The 16,807-nt window shown below is 69.7% G+C and carries 16 protein-coding genes; 5 read left to right on the top strand and 11 right to left on the bottom strand.

The window, feature by feature from the left end; all coding sequences use genetic code 11:
* The 6 genes from ITP53_RS44720 to ITP53_RS44695 all read right to left on the bottom strand — a co-directional run.
* Window positions 1-949, bottom strand: a 949-nt coding sequence (locus tag ITP53_RS44720; RefSeq protein WP_195901552.1) for a copper transporter, incomplete at its 3' end; no start/stop codon positions are given.
* Complete coding sequence (gene steA, locus ITP53_RS44715; protein ID WP_195901551.1) at window positions 946-2,142, bottom strand: putative cytokinetic ring protein SteA; 1,197 nt, start codon at window positions 2,140-2,142, stop codon at window positions 946-948. The genes steA and ITP53_RS44720, both read right to left, overlap by 4 nt.
* A 73-nt stretch (window positions 2,143-2,215) precedes the next feature.
* Window positions 2,216-3,925 carry a DNA repair protein RecN gene (recN, locus tag ITP53_RS44710; RefSeq protein WP_195901555.1) on the bottom strand — a complete coding sequence of 570 codons (1,710 nt, stop codon included), beginning with the start codon at window positions 3,923-3,925 and terminating at the stop codon, window positions 2,216-2,218.
* 152 nt (window positions 3,926-4,077) lie between these two features.
* Window positions 4,078-4,977 carry an NAD kinase gene (locus ITP53_RS44705; RefSeq protein WP_195901550.1) on the bottom strand — a complete coding sequence of 300 codons (900 nt, stop codon included), beginning with the start codon at window positions 4,975-4,977 and terminating at the stop codon, window positions 4,078-4,080.
* Complete coding sequence (locus ITP53_RS44700) at window positions 4,974-5,786, bottom strand: TlyA family RNA methyltransferase (protein WP_195901549.1); 813 nt, start codon at window positions 5,784-5,786, stop codon at window positions 4,974-4,976. The genes ITP53_RS44705 and ITP53_RS44700 overlap by 4 nt, the downstream gene beginning before the upstream one ends.
* Entirely contained in the window at window positions 5,783-6,067 is a 285-nt protein-coding gene (locus ITP53_RS44695; RefSeq protein WP_195901548.1) for a hypothetical protein, read from the bottom strand. Before ITP53_RS44695 ends, ITP53_RS44700 begins: the two co-directional genes overlap by 4 nt.
* A gap of 126 nt (window positions 6,068-6,193) precedes the next feature.
* Here ITP53_RS44695 and ITP53_RS44690 point away from each other — a divergent pair, with 126 nt between their 5' ends.
* Window positions 6,194-6,541 carry an SCP2 sterol-binding domain-containing protein gene (locus tag ITP53_RS44690; protein WP_195901547.1) on the top strand — a complete coding sequence of 116 codons (348 nt, stop codon included), beginning with the start codon at window positions 6,194-6,196 and terminating at the stop codon, window positions 6,539-6,541.
* A gap of 233 nt (window positions 6,542-6,774) precedes the next feature.
* Here ITP53_RS44690 and ITP53_RS44685 read toward each other — a convergent pair whose 3' ends face one another.
* Window positions 6,775-7,773, bottom strand: a complete 999-nt coding sequence (locus ITP53_RS44685; RefSeq protein WP_328817805.1) for an HAD-IIA family hydrolase — start codon at window positions 7,771-7,773, stop codon at window positions 6,775-6,777.
* Window positions 7,774-7,827: 54 nt separating this feature from the next.
* On the opposite strand from ITP53_RS44685, the gene ITP53_RS44680 reads away from it, so the two are divergent.
* Entirely contained in the window at window positions 7,828-8,268 is a 441-nt protein-coding gene (locus tag ITP53_RS44680) for a TipAS antibiotic-recognition domain-containing protein (protein ID WP_195901545.1), read from the top strand.
* A gap of 400 nt (window positions 8,269-8,668) precedes the next feature.
* Here ITP53_RS44680 and ITP53_RS44675 read toward each other — a convergent pair whose 3' ends face one another.
* Window positions 8,669-9,091: a tetratricopeptide repeat protein gene (locus tag ITP53_RS44675; protein ID WP_195901544.1), complete on the bottom strand. Its 423-nt coding sequence runs from the start codon at window positions 9,089-9,091 to the stop codon at window positions 8,669-8,671.
* Window positions 9,092-9,210: 119 nt separating this feature from the next.
* Here ITP53_RS44675 and ITP53_RS44665 point away from each other — a divergent pair, with 119 nt between their 5' ends.
* Complete coding sequence (locus ITP53_RS44665) at window positions 9,211-10,842, top strand: DUF1015 family protein (RefSeq protein WP_236051890.1); 1,632 nt, start codon at window positions 9,211-9,213, stop codon at window positions 10,840-10,842.
* A 400-nt stretch (window positions 10,843-11,242) separates the two neighbouring features.
* Here ITP53_RS44665 and ITP53_RS44660 read toward each other — a convergent pair whose 3' ends face one another.
* Window positions 11,243-11,686: a single-stranded DNA-binding protein gene (locus ITP53_RS44660; protein WP_195901543.1), complete on the bottom strand. Its 444-nt coding sequence runs from the start codon at window positions 11,684-11,686 to the stop codon at window positions 11,243-11,245.
* Window positions 11,687-11,772: 86 nt separating this feature from the next.
* Between ITP53_RS44660 and ITP53_RS44655 the strand changes: the two genes are divergently transcribed.
* Window positions 11,773-12,723 (top strand): MBL fold metallo-hydrolase, encoded by a 951-nt coding sequence (locus ITP53_RS44655; RefSeq protein WP_195901542.1) that lies wholly within the window; start codon window positions 11,773-11,775, stop codon window positions 12,721-12,723.
* 424 nt (window positions 12,724-13,147) lie between these two features.
* On the opposite strand, the gene ITP53_RS44650 is transcribed toward ITP53_RS44655, so the two are convergent.
* Window positions 13,148-13,981, bottom strand: a complete 834-nt coding sequence (locus ITP53_RS44650; RefSeq protein ID WP_236051895.1) for a hypothetical protein — start codon at window positions 13,979-13,981, stop codon at window positions 13,148-13,150.
* A 53-nt stretch (window positions 13,982-14,034) separates the two neighbouring features.
* Window positions 14,035-15,372 (bottom strand): hypothetical protein, encoded by a 1,338-nt coding sequence (locus tag ITP53_RS58520; protein WP_236051894.1) that lies wholly within the window; start codon window positions 15,370-15,372, stop codon window positions 14,035-14,037.
* Window positions 15,373-15,794: 422 nt separating this feature from the next.
* Here ITP53_RS58520 and ITP53_RS44645 point away from each other — a divergent pair, with 422 nt between their 5' ends.
* Window positions 15,795-16,532 (top strand): SAM-dependent methyltransferase, encoded by a 738-nt coding sequence (locus ITP53_RS44645; RefSeq protein ID WP_195901541.1) that lies wholly within the window; start codon window positions 15,795-15,797, stop codon window positions 16,530-16,532.
* The last annotated feature ends 275 nt before the right edge of the window (window positions 16,533-16,807 follow it).

The raw sequence follows: 16,807 nt of genomic DNA, 5'->3' as shown, positions 1-16,807 counted from the left end.
GGGTGGCGGACGTCACCGCGGGCGCCGGCGCCGCAGCGCCGGTGCCGATGCCGTACTGGCCGGCACGTCCGCTCAGTTGCTCCCGGAGAGAGTAGACGGTCACGACGCGGCCCATGGGCATATCGGCCGTATCGACGGTGGAGACCCGCCTGGCGATCTCACTGTCGTCGCGTACGACGCTGATCGCGTCGCCGGGAAGGCTGGCGAGCGGGGCGGCGCCGGCGAGCACCGTGCCCTGGCCGACCATGTCCAGGCCGGTCGCGACCGAGGTCAGCGCGTTGGCCATGGCCTCGGCGTTCTCCCCGTCGTACGGCTTCTCCGGCGCGAACATCACGACCAGCGTGGCCCGCTTGACCGGCTCGCCCTCGGTGCTGAGCAGTCCGCCCGCCTCGAAGGCGCCGACGACGTCGGTGGTGGCCGGGTTGGGCATGCCCGCCTGGGTCTGGTCGTTGGTGACCAGCGCCGCGGCGAGCAGCGCGGCGGCCCTGTCCCAGCTGGTGGCCGTGGTCGGGAAGATCATGTTGGCCGGTTTGAGCTGGTTGACCAGGCCGTCGAGCACGCCGGTGCCCTTGGGGTCGAGGAACTTCTCGGTCAGCGTGACGCGTCCGGAGATCTCCGCGCCCGCCTGGTCGAGCACCTGCTCCCCGGCCTCGCGCATCGCGGTGCTGGAGCCCGGCGTCTCCACCAGGAGCACCCGCTGGCCGGTCAGCTCGCCGGCCACCATCTCCGCCGTCGCGTCGGTGATGAACAGGTCGTTGCCCGCCTCCCTGCCGCGCAGGGTGTCGAGCTCGGCCCGCAGGTCCTTGTTGGCGCTGAACAGGTCGTCGGTGGTCTTCTCGGCCAGGTCGATCGCGGGGTCCTGGAGGAGCGTGGTGCCGAGGACGATGCCCACCGCCAGCGCCAGGAAGATCGCGACGATGGAGACGAGGTGATAGCGGAAATCGATCACGAGAAAAGTCCGACCAGCCAGAAGATGAACGCGTTCCAGACGTCTTGCAGGCCGTTCAGCCAGGTGCGGCCGATCGGCGCGGAGAAAAGCGCGACTCCCATCGTGATGAGCGCGATGATCACGAGCAGCAGCAGCTGCGGAGTGGAGATGCGGCTGCGATAGAGCCTGCTCACGCCCTTGGCGTCGACGAGCTTGCTGCCGATGATCAGGCGGGTGAGGAAGGTGCTGGCCATGCCGGAGCGTCCCTTGTCGAGGAACTCCTCCAGCGTGCCGTGGGTGCCGACCGCCACGATGAGCTCCGCCCCCTTGTCGTCGGCGAGGATCATGGCGATGTCCTCGCTGGTGCCGGTGGCCGGGAAGATCACGGCTTCGCGCCCGAGCTGGTGCACGCGCTCGAGGCCGGGCGCCCGGCCGTCGCGGTAGGCGTGCACGACGAGCTCGGCACCGCAGGTCAGGGCCTTGGTCGAGACCGAGTCGAAGTCTCCTACGATCACGTCGGGCAGGTATCCGGCCTCCAGCAGCGCGTCGGCCCCGCCGTCGACGCCGATGAGGATGGGCCGGTATTCGCGGATGTAGGGGCGAAGCGTGGCGATGTCTTCCTTGTAGTGATATCCGCGCACCACGATGAGGACGTGCCGGCCCTCCATGCGGGTGCGGATCTCGGGCACGCCGACACCGTCGATGAGGAGCCTGCCCTCACCGCGGACGTATTCCATGGTGTTGACGGCGAAGGCCTCGATCTGCACGGCGAGCCCGGCGCGAGCCTCGGCCATGGCCGACTCGACGGCCTCGGCGGTCTGCGGCTCGCCCTTGCCGACCACGTCCTCGCCGAGGTAGACGGCCCCGTCGCAGATGCGTACGACGTCGCCGTCCTTGACCCGCTCGAACAGCTCCTGGTTGACGTTGTCGACGAACGGCACGCCCGCCTCGATGAGGATCTGCGGGCCCAGGTTGGGATAACGGCCGCTGATGCCGGAGGCGACGTTGACCACCGCCGCGGCACCGCACGCGACGAGTGCCTCCGCGCTGACCCGGTCTACGTCGACGTGGTCGATGATCGCGATCTCACCGGCCTGAAGGCGCTTTGTCAGCCTCTTCGTCCGCCGGTCGATCCTCGCCACTGCCGTAACACCGGGAAGGTCACCGACCTTCCTCCCGCGGAGGCCCGGCATCCCTCTTCCCGGAACCTTCATCACGACCATCCTGCCAGAGCGAAACACCGCGGAGGCCACGCATAACGCGGCGTGTCCGCTATGTCACGCGCAATCACCTGTCCGCCGCTGCCAGGCCCAGCAGCTCTTCCGCGTGCGCCCGGCCCAGCTCCGAATCCTCAAGACCGGCGAGCATCCGGGAAAGTTCGCGTACCCGTCCTTCGTGGTTGAGCGTGACGACGCCGCTGCGCACGACGCTGCCGTCGCTCGCCTTCTCCACCACCAGATGCTGGTCGGCGAACGCGGCGACCTGCGGCAGATGTGTGACGACAATCACCTGCGCGGTGCGCGCCAGCCGGGCGAGCCGACGCCCGATCTCGACCGCCGCCTTGCCGCCGACACCCGCGTCGACCTCGTCGAACACGAACGTCGGCACCGGGTCGGCACCGGCGAAGACCACCTCGATCGCGAGCATGACCCGGCTCAGCTCGCCGCCGGAGGCGCCCTTGTTGAGCGGCAGCGGTGGCGCGGCGGGGTGCGCGGCCATCCGCAGCTCCACCTCGTCGACGCCCTCGGGGCCGAACTCCGCGCTCCGGCCGAGCTGGACCACGACCCTGGCGTGCGGCATGGCCAGCGCTGTCAGCTCCTCGGTCACCGCCTGCCCGAACCGCTCCGCGGCGGCCTCGCGGACGGCGGTGAGCTCGGCGGCCAGCTCGGTGAGCTGGGCGGTCAGCTCGTCGTACTCGCGGTTCAGCTCCTCGATGCGCTCGTCGTCGCCCTCGAGCTCGCCCAGGCGGGCGGCCGCCTGTTGCCCCCAGGCCAGAACACCTGCGCTGTCCTCGCCATATTTCCGTATCAGGCCGGTCAGCACCGAGCGGCGTTCCTGCACCGCCGCCAGCCGCGCGGGGTCGGCCTCGATCGACTCGGCGTACGCCGCCAGATCGGTGGCCACGTCGGAGATCAGGTAGCCGGCCTCGGCCAGCCGGTCGGCCACGGAGGCGAGCTGGGTGTCGAAGTCGCGTACCGCCTCGACGGCCGCCCGCGCCTCACCGAGCAGGGAGATCACGTCGTGCGGGCCGCCGGCGGCTTCCATCGGGTCGCCGAGCAGCGCCGTGTGCGCGGTGGTCGCGGCGCTGCGCAGGGCGTCGGCGTGGGAGAGCCGCTCCTCCTCGCCGCGCAGCTCGGCGTCCTCACCCGGCTTGGGGTCGACCTTCTCGATCTCCTCCAGGCCGAAGCGCAGCAGGTCGGCCTCCTGCGCCCGCTCCCTGGCCCTGGTGGTCAGCTCCTCGAGCAGCGCACCGACCTGCTTGTGCCGTTTGTACGCCTTCGTGTAGGCCCGCAGCGGCTTGACCAGGTCGTTTCCTGCGTACTTGTCGAGCGCAGCGCGCTGCCTGGCGGCCTGGAGCAGCCGCTGCTGGTCCATCTGCCCGTGCACCGCCACCAGGTCGTCGGCCAGGTAGGTCAGGGTGCCGACGGGCACCGTGCGCCCGCCGAGCCAGGCCCTGGACCTGCCCTCGGCCGAGACGGTGCGTGAGATGATCAGCTCGCCGTCCTCGGCCTCGCCACCGATGTCGCCCACCTGCTGGGCGACGTGTCCGCCCGCCTCGATGATCAGCGTGCCCTCGACGGTCGCCCGGTCGGCCCCCGGGCGGATTCGGGACGGGTCGGCCCGGCCGCCGAACAGCAGCCCGAGCCCGGTCACGACCATCGTCTTGCCGGCGCCGGTCTCGCCGGTGACCACGTTGAAGCCAGGCGAAAGCTCTAGGACGGCCTCGTCGATGACGCCGAGCCCCTGGATGCGGACCTCCTCGACCCTTGGTCGCACCTGCCCACTCCCGTCACTGCCGTGTCTGATCGTCACCCGAACACCTGTGGCGCCGCGGCCCGCGATCCATCGTTGGTGCGGACGCCGCCGCTCGCCGCCGACCGCCGGGGGCGGTCCGCCACGTGATCCTACGCGCTCTCACTTCCATTCACTCAGGGTCGCACCCTTCCGCGCCACCCCTGCACAGGGAGCTCGAACTTGGCGACCAGCCGGTCGGTGAACGGCGCTCCGGTGCTCTCCACACCGTGCAGACGGGCCAGGCGTACGGGCTCACTTCCCCTGCGTACCTCCACCCGCGAGCCGGACGGCAGCTCGAAGCTGCGGCGCCCGTCGCACCACAGCGCACCGCCCGGCGTGTCCGGCAGGATCTCGACCGCCAGCGTGGAGCGCGGCGAGACCACCAGCGGCCTGGCGAACAACGCGTGCGCGCTGATCGGCACCATGAGCAGGGCCTCCACCTCCGGCCACACCACGGGGCCGCCGGCCGAGAAGGCGTACGCGGTCGAGCCCGTCGGCGTGGCGCAGATCACGCCGTCGCACCCCCAGCGGGACAGCGGCCGGCCGTCGATCTCGGCGACCACTTCGAGCATGCGCTCCTGCTTCTCGACGGTGGCCTCGTTGAGCGCCCACGTGTCGGCCAGCACCCGGCCGTTCAGCCGGGCGAGAACCTCGATCGTCATGCGCTCCTCGACGTCGTAGCGCCCCGCCACGACGCTGTCGACGGCCGAGGCCAGATCGGCCACCTCAGCCTCGGCCAGGAATCCGACATGCCCGAGATTGACGCCCAGCAGCGGCGTGCCGGCGGGCTTGGCCAGCTCGGCGGCGCGCAGCAGCGTGCCGTCACCACCCAGCACGATCATGACCTCGGCGTCCTTGACCGCGCCAGGGTCCCCCGGCACCGCCTCGACCCCGGAGCAGCCGATCTCATCACATTCCGTGTCGAGCACCCTGACCGTGATGCCGGCGTCGAGCAGCCGGTCGACGACCAGGCGGGCGCTCTCGACGGCGGCGCCCCGCCCGGTGTGTACGGCGACCAGCACGGTGCGGTTCATTGCGGCCCTTCCGCGACGGCGCGCTGGATCTCGGCTTCGAGGTCGGTGAGCGGCGGCTCACCCTCTCCCTTGCCCAGCCAAAGCAGATATTCCACATTTCCCGACGGTCCGGGCAGAGGGCTGGCGGTCACGCCGCGTACGTCCAGCCCCAGCTCCTGGGCCTTGGCGGCGGCGTCGCGCACCGAACGCGCCCGCAACGCGGGGTCGCGCACCACGCCGCCCGCCCCGACGAGGTCCTTGCCCACCTCGAACTGCGGCTTGACCAACATCACGAAATCGGCCCGCGGCGCGGCGACCTCGGCCAGCGCGGGCAGCACGAGCCGCAGCGAGATGAACGACAGGTCGCCCACGACCAGCGTGGGCGGCTCGCCGACCATGCCGGGGGTCAGGTCGCGTACGTTGACCCGCTCCAGCACCGTGACGCGCTCGTCGGTGCGCAGCGACCAGGCGAGCTGGCCGTAGCCGACGTCGACGGCGAGCACGTGGGCCACGCCACGGCGCAGCAGCACGTCGGTGAACCCGCCCGTGGACGCGCCCGCGTCGAGGCACCTGCGGCCCTCCACCGTCAGGCCCTTGAACGTGTCCAGCGCCCCGAGCAGCTTGTGCGCCCCGCGCGAAACGTAGTCGGGGCCGCTCTCCGAGGCGGCAACGACGACGGCGGAGGCGGTGTCGACCTGGGTGGCGGGCTTGCGGGCCACCTGACCGCCTACGGTGACCCGGCCGGCGTCGATGAGCTGCGCCGCCTGCTCGCGCGACCTCGCCAGGCCCCGGCGTACGAGCTCACTGTCGAGGCGAATGCGCCGGCTCACCGCTCTCCCACGGACCGATCGTGCGAAGCCTGCTGGTGCGGACCCTGCTGGTGCGGACCCTGCTGGTGCGGGACCCGCCCGCCCGCGGCCTGTCCCGGCGCGCGCTGGGCGCCGGTGGGCGGGGCCTGCTCGTCCACGGCGGCCAGCGTGGCCTCGAGCCCCGAGAACGCCTGGTCGAAGACCGCCACGTGCTGGCTCACCGGCAGCTCGCCGAGACGGCCGAGGCCGGCCACGATGGCGTCGACCCGCTCGTCGCCGGTCTCCTCCGGCAGCTCACTCATGACTCGACCGTAACGCCTCACGCGCGCGCCCGGGACCTTGGCAGGCGTGTCAAACGTTGAAGGTCGTACGGGGGTGCTGCTGATGTGGAACGCTACCGTCCGCAAAGGGAAGAAAGGATGCGCATCATGGCAAGCGTCGAGGAGTGCCGGGCGGCACTGGTCAAGCTCGTCGCCCAGTTCGACGAGATCGACGAGGAGGACCGTGCCAAGCACGTGGTCGAGCGCACGGTCAGCTGCCGGGTATCCGACCTCGACGTCATCTTCTACGGCCGGCTCCACCACGGGGGGCTCGACCCGTTCGCGGAGGAACCGCCGTCGGGCGGCAAGCCGGCGGACGTCAAGCTCACGATCGTGAGCGACGACCTGATCGCGCTGGTCGACGGGGAGCTGGACCTGGCGCGCGCGCTGCTCGGGGGGCGGGTGAAGATCGACGCGAGCTTCGGCGACCTCCTGCGCCTGCGGCGCCTCATCTGACTGCCCACCGGCCGGTCCCTCACCTCACCGGCCATGAGGCGATGGGATCACATCCGGCCCACTCCGCGACCGTGTCACCGACGACCGATCACGCGGCTCCTCACCTCCCCGGCAGGAGCCGCTTCTCCGACGCACGCGACACCCACCGGCGGACCGGGGTGGTAGCGACGTACCCGCCGCAGACACCAGGAGTCCGGCCCGGTACGGGCGGCGACGCCACGAGGCCCTGTCTCTCACCCCACGCGATCCAGGACGGGTTTCACCGCGTATTCCTCGACGCGCCCCGCGCCCGCCGCCGTCCAAGCCGCGTCACAGGCAGCCCGCAGCCCGTCGATCCGGCTGCCGTCCCCGTGGAGGCGCAGAACGCCGTCCTCCCACCGTGCCCGCCACCCCCCGCAGACGCCGTCGCGCACCTCGGGATACGGCAGCAGCAACGCACTCAGATCCTCGGCCACGTACGTGGGCCGATGCCGCGGCTCGGCCGTCAGCACGTCGACAGCGGTCGCCACCCCGGTCAGCACCAGCAGACTCTCGCCCCCCGCATTGGTGGCGCCCTCGATGTCGGTGTCCAGCCGATCGCCGACGACGAGCGGCCGTCGCGCTCCCGTACGGATCACCGATTCACGGTGCAACGGCGGATCCGGCTTGCCCGCATAAATGGGCTCGATCCCGGTAGCGGTGGCGATGACCCGCACCATGGCCCCGTTTCCCGGCAACTCGCCGCGCCCGGTCGGCAGCGTGGTGTCCCTGTTGGAGGCCACGAACAACGCCCCCTGCCGCACCGCCAGCGCCCCCTCCGCCAGCAGCCCCCACGACAGGCCGGGCGCGATCCCCTGCACCACGGCGACCGGCGACTCGGTGGCCGTCGAAACCGGCCTGAGCCCTCGATCCCGTACGGCCAGCCGCAGCCCCGAGCCGCCGACCACGAGCACGTTCGATCCCGGCGGCACCCGTTCGGCGACCAACCGGGCCGCGGCCTGCGCGGAGGTCACCACGTCGGAGGCCGTCGCGGGCGCCCCGAGCCGGCGCAGGTGAGCGGCGATCGCGGCGGGCGTTCGCGAGGCGTTGTTCGTCACGTACGCCAGCCGCACCCCCTGCCGCCGCGCCTGCTCCAACGCCTCCGGCGCCCCGGGCACCGCGTGATTGCCCAGGTAGACCACGCCGTCGAGGTCGAGGAGCAGGGTGTCATAGCCGTCGATCAGCACAGCGCCTACTTCCTGTTTGACTCTCACGCTGCGTGAGACTTTAGCGTCGCCTTCGTACCCAACTACAGGAAGGGCGACCATATGTCCGCGAACCTCAATCTCACTCCCGAAGAGCGCACCGAGCTGTTCGGCGACTTCAACCCCGACGACCACGCGGCGGAGGCCGAGCAGCGCTGGGGCGGCACCGATGCCTGGGCCGAGTCGGCGCGCCGTACGTCGTCGTTCACCAAGGAGGACTGGCAGCGTTTCCTCGCCGAGGCGGCCGAGATCGGTGGCCGTATGGCAGAGGCGATGCGCGCGGGCGTGCCGGCGGACAGCGACCGGGCCATGGATCTCGCTGAAGAGCACCGGGCCCACATCACCCGCTGGTGCTACACGTGCACGTACGAGATCCACCGCGGCCTCGGTGACATGTACGTCTCGGACCCTCGCTTCACGTCCGGCATCGACCAGACGGCCCCGGGCCTCGCGGCGTACTACCAGGCGGCCATCTCGGCCAACGCCACCCGGCACAACGCCTGACACCGCCGCTGCAACGGGGGCATGACGGGCACCATCGCCGGCAGACGCACTCTCCATCCGCACGCCAGCGATGCCACCCTCAGCATCCGCGCCCCAACAGCGGCTCGGCGCGCACGATCACAGACGGCGCACCCGTCGTGCCGTACCTGGCGCAGCCTGGGGGAGGTAGCACAACCTGACGGAGGCGTGGCGTCGCCGCAGGCAGACCCCATCCGCCCGCGCTGACGTCACTCCCGTCAGGTCGACAGAACCGGTCGTGACCGACGTGATGCCGTCGCGGACTACGCCTCCGCGGCGGCATCACGTTCGCACCCCCGCCAAGCCCATCACCACCGTGCGCCCATCCAAAATCTTCAAAAATCTTCTTCATGGGCCCGTCAAAGGGCAGAGAAGGGGCAAATTACATCTCCCGGCGAGCCCGCACAGTAGCCCGGACGCTCTTCAACGCCGAGACATAATGCCGCTCATCCGGCCGCATGGCCACCGCGATGGCCAGCGGCTCCTGCGCGGCCTCGACATCCCCGGTGCGCCACAACGACAGCCCCAGCCCGAAATAGGCATAATCCTCAGCCGGGTTGGCATCCACGATCTGGCGAAAACTCGCCGCGGCCTCCGCGTACTGCCGGGAATTGAACTGCGCCCGAGCCAACGCCTCAAGAATGCTGCGCGATTCGGGCTCGGCCGCGGCGGCACGCTCGAGCAGAGCCGCAGCGGCCGCCGGGCTGCCCTCTTTCAGCAGTCGCACCCCACGCTGGTACCAGTCATAAACCCCACCCCCGGGAACGCCGGGGTTCTCATCATGAACGTTTCCATCTCGAGCCATGCGTGAGGACTCCTTCGCTACTGGACGACGGACCCCGACCTGCCCCGCAGAGGAACGGGGCGGCGGCAACCAAGGGGCGACTCCCGGAAGGCGCAAGCATTTATGGGAGCATGCCCGGTATGGGGACTCCTGAACTGCCGGTGCCGGATGGACTGGTGCTCCGGCCCTTCCGAGGCGTACGTTTCGCTGTCGAAGATCCCGCCAAGGTGACCTCCCCACCCTACGACCTGATCTCCGACACGGACGTCGACGCCCTCCTTGACCTACACCCGAACAACGTCGTTCGCCTCATCCTTCCCCGATCTCCGCACCCCGAAGCCTCCACGAAATCACCAAGGGCCGAGCGCCAAACTCCCGCCACACCATCCGATACCCATCCCCTTACCCAAGTCCCTCCGGAGCCCCCCGCATCCGCGAGCACCCCAGCCCAGGAAGGCATCGTTCCCGGGGCGCACCCCGCCGCCGCGACCCCCGAGCCGGCCGAAGTCCCCTTCGCGAGCCGCTACGCCGAAGCCCGGAGCACGCTGAGGGCCTGGCTGGACGCGGGCGTGCTGGTCCCGGACGACGTTCCCGCGCTGTACGTGTACGAACAGAGCGGACCCAGCGTCCTGCAGCGGGGTCTGATCGGTGACGTAGGCCTGGCCGACCCGGGACAACGCATCATCCTGCCGCACGAGGACGTCATGCCCGGCCCCATCGCCGACCGGCTCGCGCTCATGAGCACCACGCAGGCCAACCTCGAACCGATCTTCCTCCTCTACGACGGCGACCACGGCACGACCACCGCTCTCGTGGACGAGGTGGCCGCGAAACGACGCCCGCTCGTCTCCGCGCACACCGAGGACGGCCTCACACACCGCCTGTGGGCGATCACGGACGAGGAGGAGATCGCCGCGATCAACGCCGACCTCCATGCCCGGCAGGCATTGATCGCCGACGGCCATCACCGCTACGCGACGTACCGCGTACTCCAGCGCCAGGAACACGTGACTCGCGAAATCCTCCCAACCACCAAGACTCGCTCTCATCCCCCCGCCACATCCACACCACCTTCGCCAATTCCGCCCACTTCTGAACCCTCACCACCGCAACCCGGTGTGCCCCAAACCGCACAATCACCACACGCCACCGAACCCAAGCCCACGTCACCGCCACACCCCACCGCGTCCAATGAGCCGACGGTGGGACCGTGGGACTTCGGACTGGCGTTGCTGGTCGATTCCACCGCGTACCCGCCCGACCTCAAGGCCATCCACCGCGTGATCCCCGGCCTCCGCCTGGCCGAAGCGACCGCGAAGGCCAAGGGCTCGTGGCAGGTGCGCGACTACGACAACCTGGCCGAGGGACTGACCGCGCTCGAGAACGCCCCGGAGCCCGCCTTCCTCCTGGCCGGTGAAGACGGCTCGCACCTGATGACCAACCCTGACCCGGTCCAACTCGCCCAGGCGATGCCGGCCGACCACTCCGACCGCTGGAACTCCCTCAACACCTCCATCCTCGCGGCGTTCGTCCTGCCCAAAGTGTGGGGCATGCGCGATGACGATCAGACCGTACGGATCGTCCACCACGACACGGAGGCCGCACTCCAGCTGGCGATCCGCACCGGCGGCACGGCGGTGATTCTCAAGCCGCTCGCCGTCGACAATGTGCTCGCCGTCGCCGCGAGCGGCGAACGAGTCCCCCGCAAATCCACCTCCTTCGGCCCCAAGCCAAGAACCGGCCTGGTCCTCCGCACGTTCGCCATCGACTGAGGCAACCACCCGGGTCGCCGCCCGATCTCGTGCCGGACGGGACACGGGTGAGCGCACGTCCGGACCTGAATCCACCGCCCGGCGATGCCCGCTCGATCGCCGCGGCTGGACGCGCTGCCGTCCGCCCGCCACGTCCCTGCCGGCATCGGCACAACTCTTGGCCCTTGTCCACGATCTTGTACCCGTACGCCCCGGCACGACCGGCCGCCGCGCTGCCGCCGCGCTGCCGCCCCGCTGCCGCGCACTGCCGCCGCGCTGCCGCAGTGCTCGGCGGTAGCGAGATCACGGGTTCTCGCCGCGCCGGCACCGAAGGGCGTTCGACGCCGAACTCCTCCGATCGCCGGTCCCGCCCCCGCCGGGACGTCCGACGCGGTCTTGTCATGGTGGCGGGTAGCGCCGATCAGCCTGCCTTGGCCAAGCAGGTCGCCGCCTGGCGGGGCACCAGCGCGGCCAGGGTTTCCGCGGGGTTGTCTGGTTCGGCCAGGGCGCGTTCAGGGGCGATCGGCTCCGGAACGACAGGGCCGGGCAGCTCGGGTTCGACGGGTCTGGCGGTGTCGACCTCCACTTCGTACCTCCAGGTCTTGGCGCCCGGGGGGCCGAAGACGCGGCAGCGGAAAGTGCCCGTCACCTCCAAGTAGTCGCGGGACTTGAGGCTGCGGACAATGGCGGCCGTGTCGCGGTTGAAGGTGGCGCACGGGATGCTGTCCGTCAGGGTGCCGCCTGGCCTGTGCCGCCGGCGACGTACGATGATGCGCCACTTCGTCACGGTGTCGCCGCTCGGCAAGGAATGTTCCACGACCGCCGCGGACAGCCGTCCCACCAGCACGACCTCGTTTCGATCCACCGTCGTCCTCCTATCGGGTGCTCTGGTGGGATCACTCTCTACGATGAAGGGGAGGCCAGATCGGCTGGAACGCCGTTCTGGGGATAATGGCAGCACGCTCGGGAGTGCCTGTGGACAACATCACCGCCCTCGGCGGGGACGTCTATGAGATCGACACCAAAATGGCCGGATACACGGGCATCACGGCGGGTTACCTCATCCTGGGCGACCGCCCATGCCTGGTGGAAACGGGCACGTCGACCTCGGCACCCGTCGTACGTGACGCGCTCGCCTCCATGGGCGTCGGCCCGGAGGATCTGGCCACGGTCGTCGTCACGCACATTCACCTGGATCACGCTGGTGGTGTGGGAGACATCGCCAGGTTCTTCCCGTCCGCGCAAATCGTCGTACACGAGAAGGGCGCCCGCCATCTTGCTGATCCGTCGCGATTGATGGCCAGCGCGCGGATGGTGTGGGGTGACCGGCTCGACACCCTCTTCGGCGAGCTGTCCCCGACCGAAGCCGAACGCATCGTCGCCCTCGGCGACACCGGCGCCATCGACTTGGGCAACGGACGTACGCTGAACAGCCATTACTCACCCGGCCACGCGAAACATCACGTCGGTTTGGTCGACTCCGCCACGGGCGATCTGTACGTGGGTGATGCCGCAGGTGTCTACCTGCCCGAGACAGGCGATCTGCGCCCTGCGACACCTCCGCCGGACTTCGACCTGCAGACGGCGCTCACCTCGATCGCGTTGTTCGGGGCTCTTGGCCCGCAACGGCTGCTGTTCAGCCACTATGGACCCGTCAATGCCGTCCGGGAGACCCTCGAACGGTCAGCCGAAGAGCTCCGCATCTGGGTCGATCTGACCCGGCAGGCACATTCCGAGGGCATGGATCTGGACCACGCCGTCGCCATGGTCAGAGACCGCACGAAGGAGCGATACGCCTCTCTGAAAGCGGATGACGCGACGGCAAAGCAGTTTGAGTTGCTGAGCGGCGCTCCATCGAATGTCGCGGGAATCCTCCACTGGCTCAACCGCGTCTCACCGTGAGTCAACCGCGTTCCGCGCACCGTGAAGCCGGTACGCGCCCACACCTCCCGCCACGAAGCCCCCAGGCCCACGCCTTCAATCGCGGCACACCCCCCCTGTACGCTCCCCGACGGCAACTCACCGCCGGGCACGCACCCACAGACCGTCGTGACCCACGGCGCCGCGGGCGGGCCGCATCGGACCAGGGTCGATGGCGGCTAACCAACTGGTCAGAGCCGGCCAGCGCGAACGCCTGCCCCGCCGGGAAGGCCGCGCCGGTGGCGACGAGCGCGGCAGCGGCCGACCGCAAGACCACCACAGCCACGCCTGCACCGGAACGGGGAGCAGCGGCTACCACTGCTCCCCGTGCAACCCAATCCCTCGATCACGAGACCAAGGGGACACTCCGCCGTACCGAATTACCCAGGTACGGCGGAGCACGCCGCTACTTGTCGTTCTTCGGCTGACCCGGTTCGGATTCGTCATCCTCATCCACCGCGTCACCGAAATCGGGCTCGATGAACGCCGGCGTGATGCTCGGAACCTCCGCCTGCTCGGGCGCAGCATCCCGCTGCTCCACCGAACCCGGCTCCTCAGACTCCGGACCATCCAGTACGTCGCCAGGCTCGGCCTGCTCCGCTTCCCCCTCCAGCGGATCGCCTACGTCGGCAACGGCGGCGGCATCATCCACGTCCTCGTCAGCCTCAGCCTCAGCCTCAGCCTCAGCCTCAGCCTCAGCCTCAGCCTCAGCAACATCGTCGAAGCCATCCTCGGCGTCCTGGGCGTCCTCGGCGCCCTCGACGTTCTGGAGGTCCTCGGAGTCCTCGGAGTCCTCGACGTCGGAAGCACCTTCAGAACCATCAAGGTCCTGAGAGCCCTCAAAATCGTCTTCGGAGTCGAAATCCTCCTCGACGTCCTCGATGACGGCTCCGGTCAGCTCGGCGTACCGCTCTGCCGCATCCGTCTCACCCTCCTCGTCGAACGCCATCGCACGCCCGAACCAATCCGTGGCCGCCTCCTGATGCCCGGCCTCGGCCAACGCGTCCGCGTACGCGAACGCCAGCCGCGCAGACCAGGGCCTCGGCTGCGGGTCACGGAGTTCGGGCAGACGCTGCAGAGTGATCACGGCGGCGTCATGCTGCCCCAGGTCGCGGCGGGCGCCGGATTCGACGATGGTCAGCTCGATGCGACCGGCTCGGTCGAGGCGTTCGGCCTCCGGCGAACGTACGAGGTCGATGGCCCGCTCCGGACGGCCCAGACCGCGCTCGCAGTCGGCCATGACAGGAAGGTACGCCTCCGAGCCCGTCATCCGCCGCGCTGCCCGCAGGTCGCTCAGCGCCTCGGAGAAGTGCCCAGCCCGATAGGCGACGATGCCCGCTGCCTCCCGTACGACACCGATGCGGGCCGCGAACCTGCGCGCCACCTTCGTGTGCTCGTGCGCCTGCTCGGCATCGTCGTCCTCCAGCGCCCGTTCTGCCGCCACCAAGTGCCTGCCCACCAGGTCGGCCAGGTCGCCGGGGAGCGAACGGAGCTCCTCGAGCACTTCCTTGTCGAGCTCCTCCGCCGTGATGTCGGGCGCCACCTCCGGCAGCCGCTCTCTCTCACGCGGCGGGGCTTCGTTCTCGCGATCGGGACGGCCGTACCTGGCGCGGGTTGCGGGACGCTCCTCGCCCCTGTCACGGTCATCCCGTGAGAACGGCCGGGACTCCCGATCCCGGTAGCCGCCCTCACGACGCGGACCCCGATCCTCACGGAAACCACCCTCACGACGGGGACCACGGTCGCCGTAACCACCCTCACGGCGGTCACCGTACCCGCCGCCCTCACGCCGAGGGCCCCGGTCGTCACGGAACCCGCCTTCACGACGGGGCCCACGGTCGTCACGGAAACCACCCTCACGCCTGGGACCACGGTCACCCTCAGGACGAGAACCGTAGCCACCCTCACGACGCGGCCCACGATCCTCACGGGACCCGCTGTCACGCCGTGGACCACGGCCAGCCTCAGGACGGGACCCGTAACCACCCTCACGCCGTGGACCACGGTCACCCTCAGGACGGGACCCGTAACCACCCTCACGACGGGGACCACGATCCTGGAACCCACCCTCGCGCCGGGGACCACGATCGCCGTAACCACCTTCACGGCGGTCACCGTACCCACCGCCCTCACGACGCGGACCACGATCATCCCGATCCCGGAAGGGACGCCGCTCCTCACCCTCACGACGCGGCCCCCGATCCTCACGGAAGCCACCCTCACGACGGGGACCACGATCACCCTCAGAACGAGAACCGTAACCACCCTCACGTCGCGGCCCACGATCACCCTCAGAACGAGAACCGTAACCACCCTCACGTCGCGGCCCACGATCCTGGAACCCACCCTCACGACGGGGACCACGATCGTCACGGAAACCACCCTCACGTCGAGGACCACGATCGCCGTAACCACCCTCGCGGCGATCACCGTACCCGCCGCCTTCTCTGCGGGGGCCACGATCGTCCCGATCGCGGGACGGCCGGCGCTCGTCGCCGTCACGACGCGGTCCGCGATCGTCCCGGTCCCGGAATGTACGACGATCGTCGCCCTCACTGCGGGGGCCCCGGTATCCACCTTCACGACGCGGGCCCCGGTCACCGTAACCGCCCTCACGACGGTCGCCGCCACCCGCAGGTCGCGAGCCGCCGTCGTCCCGACGGGGCCCTCTGTCCTCTCGGTTGTTGGAGCGCGACCTGTCGTCGGAACGGAACGGCCGATCGGCACCGGAGTCTCGCCCGCGAGAGCCGTACCCGCCGCTCCTGCCGCTCCCGCCCGAACGCCCGTCCTCGTGGTCGCCGCGCCCGCGCTGTCCGCCGTCCGATCCGTTATCTCTGTTCACTTCTGGTCCATTTCGTTGGCTCACCCGGCGGACCCACAACGACGGTCCCCGAGGCTAGGTCGCCGCCCGTCCTCGGGTCTTACGCGACGAAGGCCACCCGTGGGGGTGGCCCGACTCCTCTCCAGCCTAGCAAGCCCGAGTACGTCCATGGTCCCGGCGCAACCCGATAAATAGGTTGGCGCGATAAACGCCGCACGCAAGACTGGCCGTCATGTCACTACGATTCCACGAAATCGCCGAATCACGTCACCGGACGCTGAACCCGCTGGCGGATGACAAACTCCAACTCCTCGGAGAGATCTGCCGTATAGCCCCGGATTCCCGTCAGCTCGACCTGGCCTGCGGAAAGGGCGAACTCCTTTCCCGGTGGGCCGCCGAATACGGCGTGCGGGGCGTCGGCGTGGACATCAGCAAGGTTTTCCTGGACGCCGCCAGAAACCGAGCCGGCGATCTCGGCGTCGCCGACCGCCTCGATTTCGTCGAAGCCGATGCCGCCACCTACCAGGACACACCCGAGTCGTACGACATCGTCTCCTGCATCGGCGCGACCTGGATCGGCGACGGACTCGAGGGCACGCTGTCCCTCATGCGCCGCCATCTACGCCCCGGTGGCCTCATCCTCGTCGGCGACTGCTACTGGATATCGCCCCCTCCACCAGAGGCCTGCGAAGTCCTGGACGTGGCGGCCGACACCTTCACCTCTCTCGCGGGTACGGCGGACCGCATCGAAGCAGCCGGCTTCGAGCTCCTGGAAATGGTTCTGGCCAACCCCGACAGCTGGGACCGGTACGTCGCCAGCCAATGGTGGACGATGAGCGACTGGCTCCGCGAAAACCCGGACGACCCCGATGCGCCGGAGCTGCGCGATTTCCTTACTCGCTCCCGCCGCTCACACCTCGAATACGGCCGCGACTACCTCGGCTGGGGCGTATTCATCCTCCGCCCCTAACCCCTTCTCACCAGGCCCCAGAACCGTCTGCCACTGCCTGAACAGCCGAAACCCACAAGCAACAGCAGATGGGCCTCGACACACACCCCGCCGGGGCCCCTTCTCTGCGACCGCGCCCAGCCGGCCAACCAAAAAAGGGCCCCACGCACCCGGCGTGAAGCCCCACCCACCAACAAACAGCAGGCCACAACAGGAAAAGCCCCCGACCTACTGGTCGAGGGCCTCCCCCTACATAAAGATTGTCCGGCGGTGACCTACTCTCCCACACCCTCCCG

It is taken from the genome of Nonomuraea cypriaca, from assembly GCF_015645445.1.
Taxonomy (GTDB): domain Bacteria; phylum Actinomycetota; class Actinomycetes; order Streptosporangiales; family Streptosporangiaceae; genus Nonomuraea; species Nonomuraea cypriaca.
This window is presented reverse-complemented; position numbering and strand designations above follow the sequence as displayed.

Coding starts and splice junctions, on each gene's coding strand:
- steA (WP_195901551.1), bottom strand. CDS start 2,142: ATGAAGGTTCCGGGAAGAGGGATGCCGGGCCTCCGCGGGAGGAAGGTC.
- ITP53_RS44705 (WP_195901550.1), bottom strand. CDS start 4,977: ATGAACCGCACCGTGCTGGTCGCCGTACACACCGGGCGGGGCGCCGCC.
- ITP53_RS44695 (WP_195901548.1), bottom strand. CDS start 6,067: ATGAGTGAGCTGCCGGAGGAGACCGGCGACGAGCGGGTCGACGCCATC.
- ITP53_RS44690 (WP_195901547.1), top strand. CDS start 6,194: ATGGCAAGCGTCGAGGAGTGCCGGGCGGCACTGGTCAAGCTCGTCGCC.
- ITP53_RS44680 (WP_195901545.1), top strand. CDS start 7,828: ATGTCCGCGAACCTCAATCTCACTCCCGAAGAGCGCACCGAGCTGTTC.
- ITP53_RS44675 (WP_195901544.1), bottom strand. CDS start 9,091: ATGGCTCGAGATGGAAACGTTCATGATGAGAACCCCGGCGTTCCCGGG.
- ITP53_RS44665 (WP_236051890.1), top strand. CDS start 9,211: ATGGGGACTCCTGAACTGCCGGTGCCGGATGGACTGGTGCTCCGGCCC.
- ITP53_RS44655 (WP_195901542.1), top strand. CDS start 11,773: ATGGCAGCACGCTCGGGAGTGCCTGTGGACAACATCACCGCCCTCGGC.
- ITP53_RS44650 (WP_236051895.1), bottom strand. CDS start 13,981: ATGGCCGACTGCGAGCGCGGTCTGGGCCGTCCGGAGCGGGCCATCGAC.
- ITP53_RS44645 (WP_195901541.1), top strand. CDS start 15,795: ATGTCACTACGATTCCACGAAATCGCCGAATCACGTCACCGGACGCTG.